Genomic DNA, 22,747 nt, shown 5'->3' with positions numbered 1-22,747 from the left:
TGTGGATCTGTCTGACAGAGTTTAGTTGCATTTATGTTAAATATCTAAAATCGCAATGGGATCTTGCTTATCAAGATGCTTGATTGAGTCTGGCGTTAAAAATCGCTACCATAGCGGCAGTTTTTTCATCCTTTAGTGCAGGTTCAGATGTCCTCTGCTGTCTCTATTACCCTGGTACAGCAGCCCTTTATTGTGGCTGCTGTGGCGCAAAACACCGCAAAAGTGCTGGAGATTGCCACAAGCAGTCAAAGCGATTTGTTGTTATTTCCTGAGCTGACCTTAACAGGCTACCCGCCAGAAGATTTATTGCTGCGCGGCGACTTTCAGTTGCTGGTCGAGCAAAGCCTGCAGCAGATTTGTGCGGCTAAGCTGCCAAATACACTGGTTGTCGGTCACCCATGGCGCGATGGCGAAGCCTTATATAACGCAGCTTCTGTCATTCAAAACGGTGAAGTGATAGCCCGTTATTACAAACAGGCACTGCCCAATTACGGTGTCTTTGATGAAAAACGTTATTTTACTGAAGGCACAGAAGCTAGTTGTTTCGAGCTGAAGGGCCAACGTTTTTCAGTGCTGATTTGCGAAGATGTCTGGCAGGGCGCTCCGGCTGCTTTGGCCAAAGAGCAGGGCGCAGATTGGGCTTTGGTATTAAACGCTTCACCTTATGAAATAGGCAAAGCCCAGCAGCGTGAAGCCTTATTACAAACCTTAGCTAAACACCTGCATTTAGGTTTTGTCTATGTCAATAACGTCATAGGTCAGGACGAGCTGGTGTTTGATGGTCAATCGCTGGTCGTCAGCCCGGATGCGCAATTACTGTTTCGTGGTAAAGCCTGCGAGAGCGAACTTGCCACAGTCAATTTAGCGGCCCGTGGTCAGCAATATGGTCATGTAGAGCTTGCACCACGCTTATCGGTTGAAGCTGAAGTTTATGCAGCTTTAGTGATGGCCACCCGCGATTATATTCAGCACAACGGTTTCCCTGGCGCAGTGCTGGGGTTATCCGGTGGTATAGATTCGGCTTTAACGCTGGCGATAGCCGCAGATGCAATAGGCGCTGACAAAGTACAAGCCCTGATGCTGCCTTTTGCTTATACCTCCTCTATGAGTGTGGAAGATGCCAAAGCTCAGGCACAAATGATGGACGTTGAGTTTGATTCAGTCTCTATTGAGCCTATGTACAACAGCTTTATGGGTCAGCTGACGCCTTTGTTCAAAGGCAAAGGCAAAGATACGACAGAAGAAAACCTGCAAGCCCGTATTCGTGGTGTGTTGTTGATGGCGATGTCGAATAAAACTGGCCGTATGCTACTCACTACAGGCAATAAAAGTGAAAACGCTGTAGGCTACTGCACTTTGTATGGCGATATGTGTGGTGGTTTTGCGGTCATTAAAGATGTGCCAAAAACGCTGGTGTATCGTTTAGCAGAGTATCGCAACAGCATTTCTCCTGTGATCCCACAACGGGTGATAGACCGTCCACCATCGGCTGAGCTGGCGCCGGATCAAACCGATCAGGACAATCTGCCGCCTTACGATGATTTAGATGCAATGATTGAAGCTTATGTCGAGCACGACAAATCGCTGCCCGCCATAGTGGCGATGGGCTATGATGAAGCAACAGTTCGCAGGGTGTTAAACCTGATTGATATCAACGAATACAAAAGACGCCAGTCGGCCGTGGGTCCAAAAGTGACCAGCCGCAACTTTGGTAAAGACAGAAGATACCCCATCACATCGTGGATGCGGAAACAGCGCTGAGGAAGTCATGAAAAAAGTTGAAGCTATTATTAAGCCTTTTAAATTAGACGATGTACGCGAAGCTCTGGCCGAAATTAATATCACCGGCATGACAGTCACTGAAGTCAAAGGTTTTGGCCGCCAGAAAGGCCATACCGAACTGTACCGTGGTGCTGAGTATATGGTCGACTTTTTACCTAAGGTAAAAATTGAACTGGTACTGCCGGATGAACAAGTAGAGCGCTGCATTGATGTGATTATCAAAACAGCCCAAACAGGCCGCATTGGTGATGGCAAAATTTTTGTGTTTGATGTGGAGCGAGTGATCCGTATCCGCACAGGCGAAGAGAACGAAGACGCAGTGTAAAACCAAAGGTTAAAAAAAGGGGTAAAGCCATTGGCTTTACCCCTTTTTCGTTAGATCTCCGTTTACTCTTAGATCTTCTTGTATTTAATGCGGTGCGGTTGCATTGCATCTGAGCCGTAAGTGGCCTTCATCCAGGTCTCGTAGTCTGAATAGTTACCTTCGAAGAAGTTCACCTTCCCTTCGTCGCGGTAATCCAGAATATGAGTGGCAATACGGTCAAGGAACCAACGGTCGTGCGAGATCACCATGGCACAGCCAGGGAAGTCGAGTATGGCGTTTTCCAGAGCACGTAGGGTCTCAACGTCCAAATCGTTGGTCGGTTCGTCGAGTAACAGCATGTTGCCGCCCGCTTTTAACAGCGCCGCTAAATGCACACGGTTGCGCTCACCACCTGACAACTCGCCGATAAACTTCTGCTGATCGTTGCCTTTGAAGTTAAAACGACCGACATAAGCGCGGCTTGGAATTTGGAAGTTACCGATCTGCAAAATATCCTGACCGTTGGAGATTTCCTGCCATACGGTATTTTTTGGATCCATGCTGTCGCGGAACTGATCTACGCTGGCGATTTGTACTGTTTCACCGACTTCAATAGTACCGGCATCGGCTTGTTCAGAACCTGTGATCATCTTAAACAGAGTGGATTTACCCGCACCGTTCGGGCCGATGATACCCACTATGGCGCCTTTTGGAATGCTGAAGCTTAAATCGTCAATCAGGACGCGGTCGCCAAAAGTTTTACGCAGGTTCTTCACTTCCAGCACTTTGTCGCCTAAACGTGGTCCAGGCGGAATAAACAGCTCGTTGGTTTCATTACGTTTCTGGAAATCCTGGCTTTGCAGCTCTTCAAAACGGGCCATACGGGCTTTGGATTTGGCATGGCGGCCTTTTGGATTGGTACGTACCCATTCCAATTCCTGTTTGATAGAACGCTGGCGTGCGTTTTCACTGCGTTCTTCCTGCTCCAGACGGGCATCTTTTTGCTCTAACCATGAAGAGTAGTTACCTTCCCATGGAATACCTTCACCACGGTCCAGCTCTAAAATCCAGCCGGCGACGTTATCGAGGAAATAACGGTCGTGGGTAATGGCCACTACAGTGCCGGTGTAGTCGTGCAGGAAACGTTCTAACCAGGCGACAGATTCAGCATCCAAGTGGTTAGTAGGTTCGTCCAGCAGCAGCATGTCTGGTTTTTCTAACAGCAAACGACAGATCGCCACACGACGGCGTTCACCACCTGATAAGTGCTTCACTACAGCATCCCAGGCGGGCAGACGTAAGGCATCCGCTGCACGGTCCAGGATATTGTCGAGGTTATGACCATCTTTAGCCTGAATAATAGCTTCCAGCTCACCTTGTTCGCGGGCTAAAGCGTCAAAGTCTGCATCTTCTTCTGCGTAAGCTGCATACACCTGATCCAAACGGGTTAAGGCGTTTTTCACATCAGCAACGGCTTCTTCTACCACTTCACGCACAGTTTTTTCCGGATCAAGCTGAGGTTCCTGCGGTAGATAACCAATATTGATACCGGCTAAAGGACGGGCTTCACCGTCAAACTCTGTGTCCACGCCTGCCATAATGCGCAGCAAGCTGGATTTACCTGAACCGTTTAAACCCAAAACACCAATTTTTGCACCTGGGAAAAACGACAGCGAAATGTCTTTTAAAATAGTGCGTTTTGGCGGCACTACTTTCGACATGCGGTACATGCTGTAAATATACTGAGCCATAAGAGTCACTCATCTTGTTGGTTAGAATGCGGCAATTGTACGTTATTTTTAAAAAACAGGGGAACAGAGCACAACAGGAAAGGGGATTTTAATTCGTCTTTAATCTGGTTTTCTGCTCTAATAGTAGCAATTAAACTAACAGTTCAGATAAAGGTGGTTGCCATGGGCGAATATTCACATGATCCGGTGTTTCAAAATTTTATTGCTGAAGCCAAAACTCATGGTGTGGTTTGGACTTTAGCCAATGGCGAAGATTTATTGGTGGTTGAGTCTGTTGATTTTGAAGACACAGACGTGATGCCATTCTGGTCTAGCCAGGAAGCGGCTTTAGTACACTGCTCTGAAGAATGGTCTGACTACAAACCAGAAGCTATTCCACTGGATGTATTTTGTGAAGGCTGGTTGCAAGAAATGTACGATGACGGCGTACTGATCGGCACCAACTGGGATGAATCTTTAAATGGCCCTGAAGTAGAGCCGCGTGAAATTTTAGAAGCTTTGGCTTTAGTGCAATAAAGCCAGGTGAACGAAAAGGCGACTCAGGTCGCCTTTTTTGTCCTCGTCGTACTTGCAGCTACAGCGTTGTTGACTGCGCGCTCTCGCTCCAGTCACATAGCTGACTATGTTCCCGGAGACTCACGGGCTTGTCGCCTAGCTGCAACAGCAATTACTTTGAGGATAGATTACGTGAAATAACAGCCTCAGATAGCCGGTCTGTTGTTAAAGCTCAGATCCAGCATCTGACTTGGTCCGTATCAATTCATATCGTTTAATCACAGGAGCTAATAATGAAAACAATGAAGAAAATGCTGACTGCGGCACTGCTGCTCAGCGCAAGCGGCGTCGCTTTTGCCAATAGCTGTGGCGAAATTTTGGGCCATTCCCTGCCGCAGTTACGTAAAAAGGAAACGCTGGATTTATGTGAAACCTACAAAGGCAAAACCTTACTGATTGTAAATACCGCCAGTAAATGTGGTTTTACGCCTCAGTTTAAATCTCTGCAATCTTTATACGAAAAGTACAAAGATCAGGGGCTAGTGGTGCTGGGGTTCCCATCTGATGATTTTATGCAAGAACATGACGACGCGGAAAAAACGGCTGAAGTTTGTTACATCAACTACGGTGTAACTTTCCCCATGTTTGCCACCAGCGCTGTGCGTGGTGATGACGTGAACCCGGTATTTAAAGCCTTAATCGCCAAAACTGGTGAAAAGCCGTCCTGGAATTTCAACAAGTATCTGGTTAGTAAGGACGAGCAGCAGGTTAAGCACTTTGGCAGTAAGGTGTCACCAGATGATGCTGATTTTGTTAAAGAAGTGGAAGCTTTATTAAAAGCTGACTAAGCCGTTTAATATCGCATGCCAAAGGTCAGCTGATGCTGGCCTTTTTTTATTCTGTTTGTTCAAGATGAAGTCTGCTTGCTTATTCCTTTATTGGAGCTTAATATTTCTTTTAGTTATTAAAACGGTCTGGTTTTTTATGTCGGCTCTGGTACTGATTTCAGCCTTAATTATCGGCTTAAGTGTGGGATTATTAGGTTCAGGCGGTTCAATTCTGACCGTGCCTGTGCTGGTGCATTTAGTGCAGCTGCCGGAAAAAGTGGCCATAGTCTCGTCTTTGGGTGTGGTGGCTCAAATCAGCTTTATCGCTTTATTGCCTTATCTGTGGCGTCGTCATCTCGATTTTTCCTTATTTAAGCGTTTTGCGGTTCCGGCTTTTTTTGGCACTTTACTGGGTGTTGCTTTAGCTCAATGGCTGCATTCTTCTGTGCAACTGCTGATCCTGGCAGTTTTGATGTTAGGCAGTGCGGCTAATATGTGGCGTAAGACCATTTGGCAGTGGCAGATCCAGTCGCCCTGGCTATTGGCTGCTCTGGCGATGTCTTTAGGTATGTTAACTGGTTTGGTGGGGGTTGGCGGTGGCTTTTTAATAGTGCCGTTATTGCTGGCAGTCACTGTGATCCCGATGTCCGGAGCTATAGCCTGTAGCCTGGCGCTTATTTTTTTGCAAAGCAGCACAGGTTTTATCAGTCACTATTGGCTAATGTCGGTGCAAGGTCAGACTTTACCGCTGGAGCTGATTGGCTGGTTGGGCTTGATAGGTGCTTGTGGCAGTCTTTTTGGCATTATTTTGTCCGCTTACATTCCACAGCTCTGGGTGCGGAAAACCTTTTCCGCACTGTTGGTTGGTACAGCAGTTTCGCTGCTTTGGCCAATCATCCGCTGATAGTTCTGGGCCAGATCAAGCGGAAGGCTGAAAACCCTCGTCCACTGCTGTGGCCTGATGGGTTGCAGCAACGCGGGCCAGTTCATCACAACGTTCGTTCTCCGGATGTCCTGCATGGCCTTTGACCCAATGCCAATTCACTTTATGGCCCTGACAAGCAAGGTCTAAACGGCGCCATAAGTCCTGATTTTTCACAGGCTCTTTCTGACTAGTTTTCCAGTTGTTTTTTTTCCAGTTCGCTAGCCACTGGGTAATACCCAAACGCACATATTGGCTGTCTGTGGTTAAATCGACCTCACAAGGTTGTTTTAAACTTTCCAGACCTACAATAGCAGCCAGTAACTCCATCCGATTATTAGTGGTTTGTTTATAGCCTGCAGACATTTCTTTTTGGTGTTGCTGGTAGCGTAACACCACGCCATAACCGCCCGGACCGGGGTTTCCAAGACAAGAACCGTCTGTATAGATAGCTACTGTTTTACGCATCGATGCTTCCCACAACTGAAATCGGCGTATAATCTAACGTAAAAGCGCTAAGAACACGAATCAGAATGCTGAAAAGACAGATAGTACTCGACACCGAAACCACAGGTTTAAGCCCGCAGGAAGGCCATCGCATCATTGAAATTGGTTGCGTGGAGCTGATTAACCGCCGCCTGACCGGCAATAATTTCCATGTCTATTTGCAGCCTGACAGATTGATTGATCAGGAAGCCATAGCGGTTCATGGTATAACCAATGAATTTTTAATTGGTAAACCACGTTTTGCCGAAATAGCTCAGCAGTTTTGCCAGTACATAGCTGGTGCTGAACTAGTGATCCATAACGCCGTGTTCGACGTTGGTTTTATCAATCACGAGTTTAATCTGCTACGCCCTGCGCTCGCACCTGTCACAGACATCTGTGGGGTGCTGGATACGTTAAAAATGGCGCGTGAGGCGCACCCAGGGCAGAAAAATAACCTCGATGCCCTATGCCGTCGTTACGACATCAACAACAGCCACCGTACCTTACACGGCGCCTTGTTGGATGCTGAAATTCTGGCTGATGTCTATCTGGCGATGACAGGTGGCCAGGTCAGCTTAAATTTAGCCAATGACGAGCAAGCAGCTGCCCAACAAAATGTAGTGGTAGGGCAACTTAAACGCACCAGTCGTTTACCTGTGGTGTTTGCCTCTGAAACCGAATTGCAGTCGCACGAGCAACGTCTGGATCTGGTACAGAAAAAAGGAGGGAGCTGCTTGTGGCGAAATTAATTCATATCCTGTTGTTATGTTTTAGCCTGCAGTTGATGGCGCAGGAAGCCACTACTACAGAAGCTACGGCGACAGCAGAGTTGGAAGACCAAACAGGCTTAAGTCTGTTGCCTGATTTACCAGCAAAAAACCAAATTCCCTTGTTTGATAACAGATTCCGCATCGATTATGAAGTGGAAGAAATTACTATGGTGTTTTTCCGTAAACGCGGTTCGGCTTCGGTCATTTTAGTCAAACCTGATGGCAGCAAAGTGAATGTCATTAATGCCGATGATCAGGATATTCAATGGTATGACGATAAAACCTACGATTTGATCAAAATTAAAAAACCGACACCTGGTCCCTGGCAGGCGCTAGGACAAATTCTGCCAGAAAGCAAAATTATGGTGCTGACAGACATAGAGTTAAAAGTGGATCCTTTGCCTGATCACTTAATGACAGGCGAAACCATTAAAGTCACAGCGACCCTGACCAATGGCGGTAAGCCAATAGTTGCAAAAGACTTTCGGGATTTATTGCGCCTTGATGTGCTTTTTATCAGCAGCAATAATGCTGAGTATGAGAATTTTGGTGCTGGTGTGATCGAGCTCACTACTTTAGCGGATGACGGCCGTAATTTTGATGAAAAGCCACGAGATGGTATTTTTACCGGCGAATTCAGGCTGGATATGAAACCAGGGCAGTGGCAACCCAAGTTTGTTGTGAAGACGCCGCTATACACCCGGGAAGTAGTTCAGGAACCTGTAATTCTGCACAAAAGCCCTATCAGTTATGATATAGCTCAGGCAACCAAAGCTGAAGATTTGCATTGGCTGACTTTTAAAGTGACAGATCCGATGCTCAACCCAAATTCTGTCGCTTTACAAGGCAAAGTGCGCTTTCCAAATAACGAAGTGCAGAGTTTTACCTTGGGTGAAAGTGCTGAAGTGGATAAAAAGCTGAAAATTGTTAATTATGCCAGTGGCACTTATAAAGTAGACAGTACCTTGTTTGCTCAGACAGTTGCTGGGCGTGATGTCGTTATTACTTTGCCTCAGGCGTCTTTTGTTGCTGAAGTGGTTGAGCCAGAACCTGTGGCACCAGTTGCTACCGACGGAGGCGATGCTACCCCAGCTGCTCCTGTTGAACCTGTAGTGCAAGAAGAAACGTCTTTCCCTTGGGTTTTAGTGATCCTGAGTAACATTTTTATTTTGGGTGGTGGTGGTTTTGCGATCTGGATGGTGGCCACTGATCGTTCTTTTAAGACTTTGTTTGCGAGAAAGAACAACTCAATGGATTTGGATTCTCTTGCTATGCCTGGGGCTGCTGAAGCAAAAATGAACAACGCGGCACAAAAAAACGCCAAGAAGAACGACATTATGGAACTTTCTTTACCGGATGATTAAGGAATAAACAAAAGCGGCAAAAAAGTCGTTGACGGCCCTCCGGTGAATCCGTATTATTCCCGCCGCACCGCAGCATACCCAATTGAAAATGCTGCAGTGTATTGGCGCGGAGCGGTAGTTCAGTCGGTTAGAATACCGGCCTGTCACGCCGGGGGTCGCGGGTTCGAGTCCCGTCCGCTCCGCCAATTTAATAAATGCTTCTTCGGAGCGGTAGTTCAGTCGGTTAGAATACCGGCCTGTCACGCCGGGGGTCGCGGGTTCGAGTCCCGTCCGCTCCGCCACTTAAGCATTTATCGTTTGTCTGATTCCGGAGCGGTAGTTCAGTCGGTTAGAATACCGGCCTGTCACGCCGGGGGTCGCGGGTTCGAGTCCCGTCCGCTCCGCCAATTCAGCAAACAAGCCATTAGAGCCTAAGCTCACTCCAGCGCGGAGCGGTAGTTCAGTCGGTTAGAATACCGGCCTGTCACGCCGGGGGTCGCGGGTTCGAGTCCCGTCCGCTCCGCCATTTTACTGGTGTAAAGACCAGTAATAAAATCAACCAGCCTTGAGCTGGTTTTTTTATTAGCCGCCATCCTTGGCGCTCACTCTGTCTGAATCGACCAGAGTTTCCTAGACACAAAATAGCATTACAATGCAGTGTGTTAAGGGGGACAAATGACGACAAAACGGTTTCCAGAAGAATTTAAGATTGAAGCAGTCAAGCAAATTACGGAGCGCGGCCATTCTGTGGCGAGCGTTGCGAAGCGTTTAGACATCTCTACAAACAGTCTTTACCTGTGGCTTAAAAAATACGGCAGCAACAGCGAACATTATCAACAGGTTTCTGAGCAGGAAGCCAAGATCCGTGAGTTAGAGAAACAACTGAAACGGGTGACGATGGAACGCGATATATTAAAGGAGGCCGCCGTGTACTTTGCCGTGGAGTCAAAGAAAAGTACACGTTCATAAAATCCAGACTGGCTCACTATCCGGTGCAACTGATGTGTCAGGTGCTGAATATTCAGCGCAGCGGGTTGTATGCATGGTTAAAACAGCCACATTCTGGCCGGACCTTGGAAGACAACCGCTTGTTAGGGTTAATTAAGCATTCGTGGCTGGAAAGTGGCTGTGTTTATGGCTATCGCAAAGTCACCAGCGATTTGAAAGATTTAGGCGAACGATGCAGTAAAAACCGCGTGGCCAGGCTGATGAAGCAGGAAACGCTGAGTGCGCAAGTGGGATACCGCAGACGGAAAGGCCACTACCATGGCAAGCCTGCGGTGGTGGCGCAGAATGTGTTGCAACGCGAGTTTGATGTCACAGAACCGAATCGGGTTTGGGTCACCGATATAACTTACATCAAAACCCATGAAGGCTTTCTGTATCTGGCGGTCGTACTGGACTTGTTCTCGCGTCAGGTTGTTGGTTGGTCGATGCAGCCGAGAATGGATGCGGATGTGGTGCTCAAAGCGTTACTAATGGCGATCTGGCGCAGAAAACCCAAGCAGGAAGTCCTTGTTCATTCCGACCAAGGCAGCCAGTTTACTGGCTACGAATGGCAAGGCTTTTTAAAAGAACACAACCTCAAAGCCAGTATGAGTCGTCGCGGTAATTGCCATGACAATGCGTGTGCAGAAAGCTTTTTCCAGTTGTTAAAGCGAGAGCGGGTCAGGCGAAAAGTGTATGTAACCAGAGAAGAAGCGAAGTCGGATATCTTTAATTACATCGAAATGTTCTATAACATCAAACGCAAACATGGGTACAGTGGTGATCTGCCTCCTGCTGTATTTGAAAAGCAGTACTTTATGAGGCAACAAACTGTCTAAGAAAGTCTGGTCGATTCAGTCGGACCAACGCTAGGCGTTGTACATAATTCGGTCATCTGGCGACAGCAGTTCAGTCGGTTGCTCTCTGTTACAACTAGGCCGGCCTGTCACGCCGGGGGGCGCGGGTTCGAGTCCCGTCCGCTCCGCTATTTTATTTCTGATGTATCTATCTGATTTAATTGAAGTTTATGCTAAAAACACTGGGTTTCAAAACACGGTATTTCTGCCTTTTTGGACACAAAAAGTCACCAAAGTGTCCAAAACGTGCCCAAAGCCTAAATCGGCCGGGGATCAATTCTAAGTGGAAAAAACACCATTTAACGCCTGCTAATCCCTTCACATTTTGTTTACTAAAAGTCTCCGGCTTGCTGTATATAAATCAATAAGTTAGCAAATCCACTTTGTAAAAAATACGGTGTCCAACGGTGACCAAAAAAATCGCATAATGCTGAGTTCTGTTTTCATAAAAATGAATATAAACAAGAAGATAGATGGCTGGTTTGGTGACCAATCATGGTGACCAACTATGATGCTACGATTTTTAAATGGCATTTTTATTTGTTATTAAAATCACTTTTTCAAGGCGATGTGTCAGATCAAGTCGAGACTAATTCAGGTACTCTGAGCTGTCAGGACAAGCCGCTTTTGAAATTTTCGGTATCCCCATGACAGCAGGATTTAATCTGTTGCTTTGAAACCAGCCAGAGCCAATGCTTCAGGAGTACAAACTACTTCTTTCGCGATGCTAACAACAGGATTCCTCGTATGCAGCTTTTCGCTAGTTTGGTTGACTGACTAATTTGTGGAAACTACTTTTGCAATCTTAATTCAAAGCATGGCAGGGACGTGCTTCCCGATCTCTGGTTTCAAAGAAAGCAAAAAGATTAACTTTTTCACTTTCCTTTAACGCAGTGGCAATTGAACTAACAATAGTATCCAAGGCTGCTTGGTGTTTCTAAAAAATAGCGGCCTGAATTTGGAATGTGCTGTTGCATCAGATCCAAACGTTATTTGCCGCTGTCAGTTCATGACCAGTCTCACCTGTATTAATGATGCCTTTAGGTTCGATTAACATGACATGGCATTCTTGATCTGCATAAGGCCTGTGTTGCACTCCTTTCGGCACCACTAGTAACTCTCCTGCCTGCAACTCGATAGTTTGATCACTGAACTCAATGCACATAGATCCATGCAGCACCAAAAAGGTCTCGTCGGTATCCTCATGCTGATGCCAGACAAAACTGCCAAGAAATTTCACCAGTTTAAACTGATCATGGTTCATTTCTGCAATCACCCGTGGAGCCCAGTGATCAGAAAATAAACTCAGTTTGTCGGCAATCTGGACTTTTTGAATAGACATAACGGTCGCTCCGTATTTTGCTGTAAAAATGAATGCTCAGTGTAAGAACGCCCTTTTAATTAGTGAATCGAATAGTTATGATTCATGATATTAAAAATATTAATTGGTTGTCAGATGCGAGATCTGGAAATTAGTTTGCTTCGTTGCTTTTCGCTGGTTGCCCGCTTAGGAAATATGACGGAAGCATCGCGGTTATTACATCTGAGTCAGGGGGCTGTCAGCCTGCAAATTAAAAAGTTAGAACAGCAACTGGACACTCTGTTGTTTAACAGAAGTAAAAAAGGACTGGAACTAACTCGCCGAGGAGAACACTTATTTGCGCTGGCGCAAAACCTATTACAACAGCATGATCAACTTTGTGCCGAATTTAACGGGATACGACTGAGCGGTACTGTGCATATAGGTCTACCTCCTGATTTAGTCAGAGCTTGGTTACCCAAAATTTATCTGCTTCTGCAGCAGGAGTTTCCTCAACTTGATGTTCAGGTAAAGGCTGCTGGATCAATTGTATTGAAGCAGGAAGTCGATCGTGGTGTATTAGATCTGGCACTGGTGGAAATTGCCACCGATCAGGTGCTATCAGGAGCATTGCTCCGTGTTGAACCATTAGTTTGGATTGGTGCGCGTTTTGGTAAAGCCCGATTGATGGAGCCTTTACCGGTGTCATTTGTGCACGAGGACTGTGTATTTAAAGCCGCAATTCGACAGCAACTGGCTTTTCATCATCATGATTATAAAGTCGTGCTTGAAAACGGCCATCTTGAAACAACATTGACGGCAGTACGGGCAGATATGGCAGTAACGGCTCAACTGCGCTCTACAATCACGGACGAATTTCAAATAATTGATGAGCTTCCTCCCTTACCTGATTTTGCCATTCATCTCTACAGTGGCGATCGTCCGCTGCGCGCTGCAGCGTTAGTGTTGGCGGATACTCTGGTGAAATTGCTTGGCAAGAGTAGTCTGTACCAGAACTAAATAAGAAATAGCTTATAACTGACGTTAGCTCGCATGAATGGAATCGTGTCAAGGAGCATTTTCATTGTAGCATTGCTATGGTTTTGTATTATGAAGCATCTGAATACGGCTTTTGTCTTTGTCCTGTACCTCACAAAAAGCGTTTACAGGCCTAATGTGATGACTTGCATCCCGTCATGACTTAGGAAGATGTGACCAAACCAAAGAACCCGAATAATCATGTCTGTAAAAACATCAGCTGTAGATCTTGGAGAGCTCAACACAGGGCAGCCTGGTTGTCCCTGTTGGACAAGAGTCGGCTTCCCCTGATTGTGACCTTGAGTAGTCTGTGAGCTTTAGCTGCGGATTGCTGAGAAATGTTAAGTACCGCGCTTTGGTTGCAAAATACGAGTACGGTTATACATTCAGAAATAAGATTTTCGGGCATCGAGAGTTAACGCATGGATGATAACGAATTAGAAATTGAGGTGATTACGTCTCCGCACGATCCTATTGTAGGTGCTCACGTGGGCGTCAGAGTCTGGCATAAAGTATCAGGGCTAACAGACGAGAGTTCTTCAGAGGCAACGCAATATGCGAACAGGCTCAGAGCAATGGACCGGCTGAAAATGCAACTGATGCAAGTCAGTTCTGGAAATTGAAAAAACTGATCAAAATCACTTTTATAATTAGTAGATGCTTTATAGGTATTGACCTCAATATGGATTATGCGCTGTGAATAGCCTAGGTATCCAACAGGAATGCTCAAAAATGAAGCAAAGTGAGTTGAATTTGTGGATTTAATAAATAAATTCAAAACACTGGCTTGACATAAATTCTGTGGAGTGTAAGATGCGCCTCCTCGCTGAACGAGGTCTTAACCGGTTCAGCACAGCTCTTTAACAATAAGCAATCAATCATCTGTGTGGGCACTCACGGTTTAGATTCTGCAGCGAGCAATCGCACAAAGAATATATATCAGTGAAGTGACTTACATAGAAATATGTTTTAAGTCAGTGATACTGAGCAGCTACTTCGGTAGCAATTAAACTTTAATTGAAGAGTTTGATCATGGCTCAGATTGAACGCTGGCGGCAGGCCTAACACATGCAAGTCGAGCGGATGAGGGGAGCTTGCTCCCTGATTTAGCGGCGGACGGGTGAGTAATGCGTAGGAAGCTGCCCGATAGAGGGGGATACCAGTTGGAAACGACTGTTAATACCGCATAATGTCTACGGACCAAAGTGTGGGACCTTCGGGCCACATGCTATCGGATGCGCCTACGTGGGATTAGCTAGTTGGTGAGGTAACGGCTCACCAAGGCGACGATCTCTAGCTGGTTTGAGAGGATGATCAGCCACACTGGAACTGAGACACGGTCCAGACTCCTACGGGAGGCAGCAGTGGGGAATATTGGACAATGGGCGCAAGCCTGATCCAGCCATGCCGCGTGTGTGAAGAAGGCCTTCGGGTTGTAAAGCACTTTCAGCGAGGAGGAAGGGAGTTGTGTTAATAGCGCAGCTTTTTGACGTTACTCGCAGAAGAAGCACCGGCTAACTCTGTGCCAGCAGCCGCGGTAATACAGAGGGTGCAAGCGTTAATCGGAATTACTGGGCGTAAAGCGCACGTAGGCGGTTAGTTAAGTTGGATGTGAAAGCCCCGGGCTCAACCTGGGAATTGCATTCAAAACTGGCTAACTAGAGTATGTGAGAGGGGGGTAGAATTCCAAGTGTAGCGGTGAAATGCGTAGAGATTTGGAGGAATACCAGTGGCGAAGGCGGCCCCCTGGCACAATACTGACGCTGAGGTGCGAAAGCGTGGGGAGCAAACAGGATTAGATACCCTGGTAGTCCACGCCGTAAACGATGTCTACTAGCTGTTCGTGGTCTTGTACTGTGAGTAGCGCAGCTAACGCACTAAGTAGACCGCCTGGGGAGTACGGTCGCAAGATTAAAACTCAAATGAATTGACGGGGCCCGCACAAGCGGTGGAGCATGTGGTTTAATTCGACGCAACGCGAAGAACCTTACCTACTCTTGACATCTACGGAAGACTGCAGAGATGCGGTTGTGCCTTCGGGAACCGTAAGACAGGTGCTGCATGGCTGTCGTCAGCTCGTGTTGTGAAATGTTGGGTTAAGTCCCGCAACGAGCGCAACCCCTATCCTTAGTTGCCAGCGATTCGGTCGGGAACTCTAGGGAGACTGCCGGTGATAAACCGGAGGAAGGTGGGGACGACGTCAAGTCATCATGGCCCTTACGAGTAGGGCTACACACGTGCTACAATGGTACGTACAGAGGGAGGCAAGCTGGCGACAGTGAGCGGATCTCTTAAAGCGTATCGTAGTCCGGATCGCAGTCTGCAACTCGACTGCGTGAAGTCGGAATCGCTAGTAATCGCAAATCAGAATGTTGCGGTGAATACGTTCCCGGGCCTTGTACACACCGCCCGTCACACCATGGGAGTGGGTTGCAAAAGAAGTAGGTAGCTTAACCTTCGGGAGGGCGCTTACCACTTTGTGATTCATGACTGGGGTGAAGTCGTAACAAGGTAACCCTAGGGGAACCTGGGGTTGGATCACCTCCTTACCTAAAGCAGACTAGTTCGTGTAGTGTCCACACAGATGATTGATTGATACGTAGAGCAAACAGACAAGCTAGAGCGATCCCGCTTAACGCCACCATTCCTTGTGAATGAATACTGTTTGAAAACTCAAAAACAACCATTCTTTGAAAGAATTGTTCTTTTTGAGCTTTATGCTCGAAGTGCTCTTTAACAAATTGGCAAGCTGATAGAAAGAAAACAAGGTAAAACAATTTAGTTGTGAACCTTATCACACCTATAACTTCAGACATTTTGGGGTTGTATGGTTAAGTGACTAAGCGTACACGGTGGATGCCTTGGCAGTCAGAGGCGATGAAGGACGTGCTAACCTGCGAAAAGCTGTGAGAAGTCGGTAAGAGACGTTAGACTCACAGATGTCCGAATGGGGAAACCCACCTGATTTATCAGGTATCGTATGATGAATACATAGTCATACGAGGCGAACCGGGAGAACTGAAACATCTAAGTACCCCGAGGAAAAGAAATCAACCGAGATCCCCTTAGTAGCGGCGAGCGAACGGGGGCTAGCCCTTAAGTTGGTAAAGCGTTAGTGGAAGGCTCTGGAAAGTGCGGCGATACAGGGTGATAGCCCCGTACACGAAAAGGCTTTATCAATGAAAACGAGTAGGACGGGACACGTGGTATCCTGTTTGAACATGGGGGACCATCCTCCAAGGCTAAATACTCCTGACTGACCGATAGTGAACCAGTACCGTGAGGGAAAGGCGAAAAGAACCCCTGTTAGGGGAGTGAAATAGAACCTGAAACCGTGTACGTACAAGCAGTGGGAGCCCACTTGTTGGGTGACTGCGTACCTTTTGTATAATGGGTCAGCGACTTACATTCTGTAGCGAGGTTAACCGAATAGGGGAGCCGTAGGGAAACCGAGTCTTAACTGGGCGAATAGTTGCAGGGTGTAGACCCGAAACCGGGCGATCTATCCATGAGCAGGTTGAAGGTTGGGTAACACTAACTGGAGGACCGAACCCACAAATGTTGAAAAATTTGGGGATGACTTGTGGATCGGAGTGAAAGGCTAATCAAGCTCGGAGATATCTGGTTCTCCTCGAAAGCTATTTAGGTAGCGCCTCGAGCGAATACCATTGGGGTAGAGCACTGTTAAGGCTAGGGGGTCATCCCGACTTACCAACCCTTTGCAAACTCCGAATACCAATGAGTACTACTCGGGAGACACACGACGGGTGCTAACGTCCGCCGTGAAAAGGGAAACAACCCAGACCACCAGCTAAGGTCCCAAAGTCATGGTTAAGTGGAAAACGATGTGGAAAGGCATAGACAGCTAGGAGGTTGGCTTAGAAGCAGCCACCCTTTAAAGAAAGCGTAATAGCTCACTAGTCGAGTCGGTCTGCGCGGAAGATGTAACGGGGCTAAACCATGCACCGAAGCTGTGGACTTGCACTATGTGCAAGTGGTAGAGGAGCGTTCTGTAAGCCGTTGAAGGTGACTCGTGAGGGTTGCTGGAGGTATCAGAAGTGCGAATGCTGACATAAGTAACGATAAGGGGAGTGAAAAACTTCCCCGCCGGAAGACCAAGGGTTCCTATCCCATGCTAATCAGGGTAGGGTAAGTCGGCCCCTAAGGCGAGGGCGAAAGCCGTAGTCGATGGGAAACGGGTTAATATTCCCGTACCGACAATACTGCGATGGGGGACGGAGAAAGCTAGGCAGGCATGGCGTTGGTAGTCCATGTGAAAGTGCGTAGGAAGGGGGATTAGGCAAATCCGGTTCCCTATATTCTGAGACACGAGACGAGCCACTAAGGTGGTGAAGCTGTTGACGCTACGCTTCCAGGAAAAGCCTCTAAGCTTCAGGTATTGTCGACCGTACTCGAAACCGACACAGGTGGTCAGGTAGAGCATACCAAGGCGCTTGAGAGAACTCTGGTGAAGGAACTAGGCAAAATAGTACCGTAACTTCGGGAGAAGGTACGCTCTTGTGTGTGAAGGACTTGCTCCGTAAGCATATGAGAGTCGCAGTGACCAGCTGGCTGCAACTGTTTATTAAAAACACAGCACTCTGCAAACTCGTAAGAGGACGTATAGGGTGTGACACCTGCCCGGTGCCGGAAGGTTAATTGATGGGGTTAGCGCAAGCGAAGCTCTTGATCGAAGCCCGGTAAACGGCGGCCGTAACTATAACGGTCCTAAGGTAGCGAAATTCCTTGTCGGGTAAGTTCCGACCTGCACGAATGGTGTAATGATGGCCAGGCTGTCTCCACCAGAGACTCAGTGAAATTGAAATTGCGGTGAAGATGCCGTATACCCGCGGCTAGACGGAAAGACCCGTGAACCTTTACTATAGCTTGGCACTGAACATTGACCCTACATGTGTAGGATAGGTGGGAGGCTTTGAAGTTGGAACGCCAGTTCTGATGGAGCCGTCCTTGAAATACCACCCTTGTATGTTTGATGTTCTAACGTGGGTCCCTGATCGGGATTGCGGACAGTGTCTGGTGGGTAGTTTGACTGGGGCGGTCTCCTCCTAAAGAGTAACGGAGGAGCACGAAGGTTGGCTAAGTACGGTCGGACATCGTACGGTTAGTGCAAAGGCAGAAGCCAGCTTAACTGCGAGACAGACACGTCGAGCAGGTACGAAAGTAGGTCTTAGTGATCCGGTGGTTCTGTATGGAAGGGCCATCGCTCAACGGATAAAAGGTACTCCGGGGATAACAGGCTGATACCGCCCAAGAGTTCATATCGACGGCGGTGTTTGGCACCTCGATGTCGGCTCATCACATCCTGGGGCTGAAGTCGGTCCCAAGGGTATGGCTGTTCGCCATTTAAAGTGGTACGCGAGCTGGGTTTAGAACGTCGTGAGACAGTTCGGTCCCTATCTGCCGTGGGCGTTGGATGATTGATTGGAGTTGTTCCTAGTACGAGAGGACCGGAATGAACGAACCGCTGGTGTTCGGGTTGTCATGCCAATGGCACTGCCCGGTAGCTATGTTCGGAACGGATAACCGCTGAAAGCATCTAAGCGGGAAGCCGGCCAAAAGATGAGTCATCCCTTGTACCTTGAGTACACATAAGGGTCGTTGGAGACCACAACGTTGATAGGTGAGGTGTGGAAGCGCAGTGATGTGTTAAGCTAACTCATACTAATTGCCCGAGAGGCTTAACCATACAACGCCCAAGGTGTTTGTTGGTGTGATAAAGAATTCTATCGGTTTGCTTGTTAAAGACATAAAAACAGTTTTTGCCTGGTGGCAATAGCGCTGTGGAACCACCTGACTCCATTCCGAACTCAGAAGTGAAACGCAGCCGCGACGATGGTAGTGTGGCAGATGCCATGCGAGAGTAGTTCACCGCCAGGCTCCCAATAAATGGAAAAGCCCTTCGCGAAAGCGAGGGGCTTTTTTATTTACTTCGAAATCGGTGGTGGGCTGTGTAGATATCGTTGGTAAAGCTGTAGGTCGAGACCCCTAACTGAGGGCCTGAGATGGCATGGTTTGGTAATACTACGAGTTTGGCGGAAGAACTAAAAGGAGAGTCGCAATACGGAACAGGGATATAAGGGCGTCTGATATTTATCGTTACATCAATCTGGTAAACACCTGCTGTTGCCACTTTTTCTAATGGCACCGTAATGGTCGCCATTTCATCAAGCTGCCAGCGACCCGTTACTGTAGTTTGTAGCTCGTTGTGGCTGTAAACCTTGTCTTGTAAGGTGACCAACACCACTTCTCTGGGGTATTTATTGCCATTGATCCAAACATCAACTCCGATAAGTAAGCTTGCCTGAATGCCTCGGTAGTTTGGATTTCTGACTTTAAATTGCAGGCCGGGTCTACCGTCTGCAAGTGTTACAGCTGAGCAGCCGCGAGATTGGATTACGTTTGTGTCTAACATGCCTTTATCCTTGTTTATTATATATTTTGCAGCAACTCACTATTGCTTAAAGCCGTCCATTTATAAATTTATAAATGGGATCTATAGATAACTTAAATATAAGTGGCAGATAAATTAATTAGTTTGCATAGGTACTGCTGCGTTTCAATTCTGCTTACGTCATGAAAAAATCTGTTGGGTGGAATCTTGCGGCTAGTAAATCAAGAGTGGGAAATGACATTTTCAAAGCTCGATATTTCTTCATTGAGGCGCGTTTATTTGCGGCCGGATACGACTTCATGCCTCCATTAATACTGGACTTGGTAATCGACAGCAATCAGTGGATCTTCGTTTTAGGTTCTATTGCATTGTTTTTCAGGCGAGGTTGCGGTTTTTGCCTGAAAAATAGCCATAGTTAGGGGGTATTTGTATCGATTGAACGACAGAATAGAGAATACTGACTGCATTGAGTCCACCCTTCACTTTGAGTTTTTCCTTTGCCTTTGCTATCAGACCTCCGGATTTGGTTGGCGCTGGGATGTGCTTAGGGTTGTGTTTTTTGCAAGCGAGGTTATCTGAGTTACCGCGAAATATGATTGGTTATTGTACCTGTGAGCAGGGGGGCCGGAATTTACATAGTGATAAGCCGATAGCAATATTAAATCAGCGGTGCAGTAAAAAGGGGGCACTGGAGTTCTGAGGTATAGACGGCTTTGAGTTTGCCGCTGCAATCTGACACTGCTTCAGCTACTAAGAAGGCTAACTCTGGCGTCAGTGAGAAAGAAAAGCCAAAGCTGAGGCTTTGGCTAAGAAGGCTGCCGCTTCTGCAGATTAAGTCCGGCTGACCAACATTGCTATTCCCATACCGCCACCTATACATAAAGTGGCTAAACCTTTATCGGCTTGTTGCTGGTGCATAGCATGCAATAGTGTCACTAAAATACGGCAGCCAGAGGCTCCAATAGGATGTCCCAAAGCAATGGCTCCACCATGAATGTTTACTTTGGCCGGTTCAAGTTGCAAATCCTGACTAACGCATAATGCCTGAGCAGCAAAAGCTTCATTGGCTTCTATTAAATCGACCTCAGCCATCTGCCAATTCGCTTTTGCCAGTACTTTATGGCTGGCGGCTATAGGACCGCTACCCATCAATTCCGGAGCTACGCCAGCGCTGGCTGTCGCTACTACATAACCCAATATAGGCAGGCCAAGCCGCTTTGCTTTTTGTTCACTGGCCAGAATAACAAAGGCAGCACCGTCATTTATACTTGAAGCATTTCCTGCGGTAACTGTTCCCTCTGTTTTAAAGACAGGGCGCAAAGTACTGAGTTTCTCCAGGCTGCTGTCAGGCCGTATCTGTTCATCCGTTTCAATCAGCTGGCTTTTTCCTTTAGACAAGGGAACTTCAAGCGGAATAATTTCCGCTGAAAATGCCCCTTGTTGTTGTGCGCGGGCGGCTTTTTGCTGCGAAACTAACGCATACTGATCTTGTTGCTCGCGACTAATCTGCCACTGCTGAGCAATATTTTCGGCAGTGATCCCCATGTGATAACCACCCAGAGCATCGGTCAAACCGTCGCTAAGCATGGAGTCGACCAACTGCCAGTTGCCCATTTTGATGCCTTTGCGGCTTTGGGGTAGCACATGTGCAGCCTGGCTCATCACTTCCTGCCCACCAGCTACAACTAGTTCGGCGTCTCCATTTGCTATGGCTTGCATGCCCAATTGCACAGCTTTTAAGCCAGAACCACAGACTTTGTTAACAGTCGTCGCCGGTACCTGTTGCGACAAGCCAGCGCGCAATGCTGTTTGTCTGGCTGGATTTTGTCCACACCCAGCGGTAAGTACCTGGCCGATAATTACTTCGTCGATTTCGCTCACGAGACCAGGGATTTTCTCCAGCATCTTGCGCAACAGTTGGCTACCAAGCTCGACTGCAGTGAGCTGAGCGAAGGCGCCGCCAAAGCTACCAATAGCGCTGCGCTGTGCTGCAATTATAGCGACCCTCATACAAGCTCCTGCTGAAAGGACATCACTGGCACTGTCTCTGGCACAATCAATTTGCCGGCGGTTTTGGCTACAACTTCTTCAACGCTGACGCCCGGTGCAAGTTCTTTTAAGACAAAGGCATTGTTGGCAACTTCCAGCCATGCTAAATCAGTCAGGATATGAGTGACGCAGTGTTTACCTGTCAAAGGTAAAGTACAGGCGGGAAGAAGTTTGGACTCACCGTCTTTTGAGGCATGCGTCATCGTCACTATGATGTTACTGGCACCTGCAACCAGATCCATGGCTCCGCCCATACCTTTCACCAGCTTACCCGGGATCATCCATGAGGCGATATTGCCTTGCACATCCACTTCAAATGCGCCTAACACCGTAAGATCGACATGACCACCCCGAATCATGGCAAAAGATTCGGCTGAAGAGAAAATTGCTGCGCCTGGTACTGCGGTCACTGTTTGTTTGCCTGCGTTAATCATGTCGGCGTCTACTTCGTCTTCAGCCGGGAAAGGACCCATACCTAACAAGCCATTTTCTGATTGCAGCATAACGTTTATAGTGGCCGGTACATAGTTGGCTACCAGGGTTGGAATGCCTATACCCAAATTCACATAGTAGCCATCCTTCAGCTCACGAGCGACTCGCATGGCCATTTGTTCTCTGCTTAGTGCCATTGGTATTCCTTACTCTTGTTTGACTGTTCGTTTTTCAATGCGTTTTTCAAAACGCCTCTGGATCACACGGCTAACATAAATACCTGGCGTGTGTATATGTGCCGGATCAAGTTCGCCGGGTTCAACAATTTCCTCTACTTCTACTACTGTAATTTTGGCTGCAGCAGCCATCAGCGGATTAAAGTTTTGTGCTGTGTGGCGATATATCACATTGCCATAGCGATCGGCCTTCCAACCTTTGATAATGGCAAAATCTCCGGTGATAGCCTGTTCCAGAATGTATTCACGTTGGCCAAAGATCCGGCTTTCTTTGCCTTCGGCCACCAGCGTGCCTGCGCCCACTGCGGTATAAAAAGCCGGGATCCCTGCGCCACCCGCTCTTAATCGCTCAGCTAAAGAACCTTGTGGAGTAAGCTCTACCTCCAATTCGCCGCTGAGCAGTTGCTGTTCAAACAGTGCGTTTTCGCCAACGTAGGACGAAATCATTTTACGAATTTGTTTATCTTCCAGCAGCAAGCCCAAGCCAAAACCATCAACGCCACAGTTATTGGACACCAGGGTCAGATCGCGGGTATTCCGGTTTTTGATCTCGGCTATCAAATTTTCAGGAATGCCGCATAGTCCAAATCCACCAGCCAGCAGCGTCATTCCATCCGTCAGGCCGCTGAGTGCTTCGCTGTAGCTATTCACTACTTTATTAAATCCCGCCACCTTCACTCCCTTTTCAATTCGTTATTAAGTTTCTATTGAGGTTTTTAGTTTGCATGACATTGTTTAATAAATTAAATTAAA

The 22,747-nt window shown here is 47.4% G+C and carries 16 protein-coding genes, 4 tRNA genes and 3 rRNA genes; 16 read left to right on the top strand and 7 right to left on the bottom strand.

Features of this window, described 5'->3' with window-relative positions:
• Positions 1–147 precede the first annotated feature (147 nt).
• The gene (locus EK374_RS16130; protein ID WP_127025574.1) at positions 148–1,761 is read left to right on the top strand and encodes an NAD+ synthase; all 1,614 of its coding nucleotides are present in this window, start codon (positions 148–150) and stop codon (positions 1,759–1,761) included.
• Between the two features lie 7 nt (positions 1,762–1,768).
• Positions 1,769–2,107 carry a nitrogen regulatory protein P-II gene (gene glnB / locus EK374_RS16125; protein WP_053425941.1) on the top strand — a complete coding sequence of 113 codons (339 nt, stop codon included), beginning with the start codon at positions 1,769–1,771 and terminating at the stop codon, positions 2,105–2,107.
• Positions 2,108–2,175: 68 nt separating this feature from the next.
• Here glnB and ettA read toward each other — a convergent pair whose 3' ends face one another.
• A complete protein-coding gene (ettA, locus tag EK374_RS16120; protein WP_127025573.1) occupies positions 2,176–3,837 on the bottom strand; it encodes an energy-dependent translational throttle protein EttA in 1,662 nt (553 codons plus the stop codon).
• Between the two features lie 162 nt (positions 3,838–3,999).
• Here ettA and EK374_RS16115 point away from each other — a divergent pair, with 162 nt between their 5' ends.
• The 3 genes from EK374_RS16115 to EK374_RS16105 all read left to right on the top strand — a co-directional run bounded on the left by EK374_RS16115 (position 4,000) and on the right by EK374_RS16105 (position 6,063).
• Positions 4,000–4,353, top strand: a complete 354-nt coding sequence (locus tag EK374_RS16115) for a DUF2750 domain-containing protein (protein WP_127025572.1) — start codon at positions 4,000–4,002, stop codon at positions 4,351–4,353.
• A 272-nt stretch (positions 4,354–4,625) separates the two neighbouring features.
• Positions 4,626–5,180 carry a glutathione peroxidase gene (locus EK374_RS16110; RefSeq protein ID WP_127025571.1) on the top strand — a complete coding sequence of 185 codons (555 nt, stop codon included), beginning with the start codon at positions 4,626–4,628 and terminating at the stop codon, positions 5,178–5,180.
• Positions 5,181–5,316: 136 nt separating this feature from the next.
• Positions 5,317–6,063, top strand: a complete 747-nt coding sequence (locus EK374_RS16105; RefSeq protein WP_164731897.1) for a sulfite exporter TauE/SafE family protein — start codon at positions 5,317–5,319, stop codon at positions 6,061–6,063.
• Positions 6,064–6,078: 15 nt separating this feature from the next.
• Here the strand turns inward: EK374_RS16105 and rnhA are convergent, their stop codons facing one another.
• Positions 6,079–6,549 (bottom strand): ribonuclease HI, encoded by a 471-nt coding sequence (gene rnhA / locus EK374_RS16100; RefSeq protein ID WP_127025569.1) that lies wholly within the window; start codon positions 6,547–6,549, stop codon positions 6,079–6,081.
• A 65-nt stretch (positions 6,550–6,614) separates the two neighbouring features.
• Here rnhA and dnaQ point away from each other — a divergent pair, with 65 nt between their 5' ends.
• The 7 genes from dnaQ (at position 6,615) to EK374_RS16065 (ending at position 10,509) form a co-directional block, all read left to right on the top strand.
• Positions 6,615–7,319, top strand: a complete 705-nt coding sequence (dnaQ, locus tag EK374_RS16095) for a DNA polymerase III subunit epsilon (RefSeq protein WP_127025568.1) — start codon at positions 6,615–6,617, stop codon at positions 7,317–7,319.
• Positions 7,307–8,704 (top strand): TIGR03503 family protein, encoded by a 1,398-nt coding sequence (locus EK374_RS16090; RefSeq protein ID WP_127025567.1) that lies wholly within the window; start codon positions 7,307–7,309, stop codon positions 8,702–8,704. Before dnaQ ends, EK374_RS16090 begins: the two co-directional genes overlap by 13 nt.
• A gap of 108 nt (positions 8,705–8,812) precedes the next feature.
• Positions 8,813–8,889: transfer RNA gene (locus tag EK374_RS16085), tRNA-Asp, on the top strand.
• A gap of 19 nt (positions 8,890–8,908) precedes the next feature.
• A tRNA-Asp gene (locus EK374_RS16080) sits at positions 8,909–8,985 on the top strand.
• A 28-nt stretch (positions 8,986–9,013) separates the two neighbouring features.
• Positions 9,014–9,090: transfer RNA gene (locus EK374_RS16075), tRNA-Asp, on the top strand.
• Between the two features lie 42 nt (positions 9,091–9,132).
• Positions 9,133–9,209 (top strand) — tRNA-Asp (locus EK374_RS16070).
• A 149-nt stretch (positions 9,210–9,358) separates the two neighbouring features.
• Positions 9,359–10,509 (top strand): IS3 family transposase gene (locus tag EK374_RS16065; RefSeq protein WP_127019331.1). Its coding sequence is split into 2 segments (ribosomal slippage): positions 9,359–9,596 and positions 9,596–10,509, totalling 1,152 coding nucleotides; the frame shifts between segments, so codons are not numbered across the junction.
• Positions 10,510–11,503: 994 nt separating this feature from the next.
• Here the strand turns inward: EK374_RS16065 and EK374_RS16060 are convergent.
• Positions 11,504–11,869, bottom strand: coding sequence for a cupin domain-containing protein (locus tag EK374_RS16060; RefSeq protein ID WP_127025566.1), 366 nt, complete (start codon positions 11,867–11,869; stop codon positions 11,504–11,506).
• A 114-nt stretch (positions 11,870–11,983) separates the two neighbouring features.
• Between EK374_RS16060 and EK374_RS16055 the strand changes: the two genes are divergently transcribed.
• The 4 genes from EK374_RS16055 (at position 11,984) to rrf (ending at position 18,763) form a co-directional block, all read left to right on the top strand.
• Positions 11,984–12,847 (top strand): LysR family transcriptional regulator, encoded by an 864-nt coding sequence (locus EK374_RS16055; protein WP_164731896.1) that lies wholly within the window; start codon positions 11,984–11,986, stop codon positions 12,845–12,847.
• Positions 12,848–13,879: 1,032 nt separating this feature from the next.
• Positions 13,880–15,414 (top strand): 16S ribosomal RNA (locus EK374_RS16050).
• A 280-nt stretch (positions 15,415–15,694) separates the two neighbouring features.
• A 23S ribosomal RNA gene (locus EK374_RS16045) occupies positions 15,695–18,572 on the top strand.
• A gap of 76 nt (positions 18,573–18,648) precedes the next feature.
• Positions 18,649–18,763, top strand: a 5S ribosomal RNA gene (rrf, locus tag EK374_RS16040).
• Together the 16S, 23S and 5S rRNA genes form the textbook arrangement of a ribosomal RNA operon.
• Positions 18,764–18,806: 43 nt before the next feature.
• Here rrf and EK374_RS16035 read toward each other — a convergent pair.
• The 4 genes from EK374_RS16035 to EK374_RS16020 all read right to left on the bottom strand — a co-directional run bounded on the left by EK374_RS16035 (position 18,807) and on the right by EK374_RS16020 (position 22,666).
• Entirely contained in the window at positions 18,807–19,298 is a 492-nt protein-coding gene (locus EK374_RS16035; RefSeq protein WP_127025564.1) for a C-glycoside deglycosidase beta subunit domain-containing protein, read from the bottom strand.
• An 810-nt stretch (positions 19,299–20,108) separates the two neighbouring features.
• Positions 20,109–21,287 (bottom strand): acetyl-CoA C-acetyltransferase, encoded by a 1,179-nt coding sequence (locus tag EK374_RS16030; protein ID WP_127025563.1) that lies wholly within the window; start codon positions 21,285–21,287, stop codon positions 20,109–20,111.
• Complete coding sequence (locus EK374_RS16025; protein WP_127025562.1) at positions 21,284–21,955, bottom strand: CoA transferase subunit B; 672 nt, start codon at positions 21,953–21,955, stop codon at positions 21,284–21,286. Before EK374_RS16025 ends, EK374_RS16030 begins: the two co-directional genes overlap by 4 nt.
• 9 nt (positions 21,956–21,964) lie before the next feature.
• A complete protein-coding gene (locus EK374_RS16020) occupies positions 21,965–22,666 on the bottom strand; it encodes a CoA transferase subunit A (protein ID WP_127025561.1) in 702 nt (233 codons plus the stop codon).
• Positions 22,667–22,747 lie beyond the last annotated feature (81 nt).

This window comes from Rheinheimera mangrovi (assembly GCF_003990335.1).
GTDB classification, from domain to species: Bacteria; Pseudomonadota; Gammaproteobacteria; order Enterobacterales; family Alteromonadaceae; genus Pararheinheimera; species Pararheinheimera mangrovi.
This window is presented reverse-complemented; position numbering and strand designations above follow the sequence as displayed.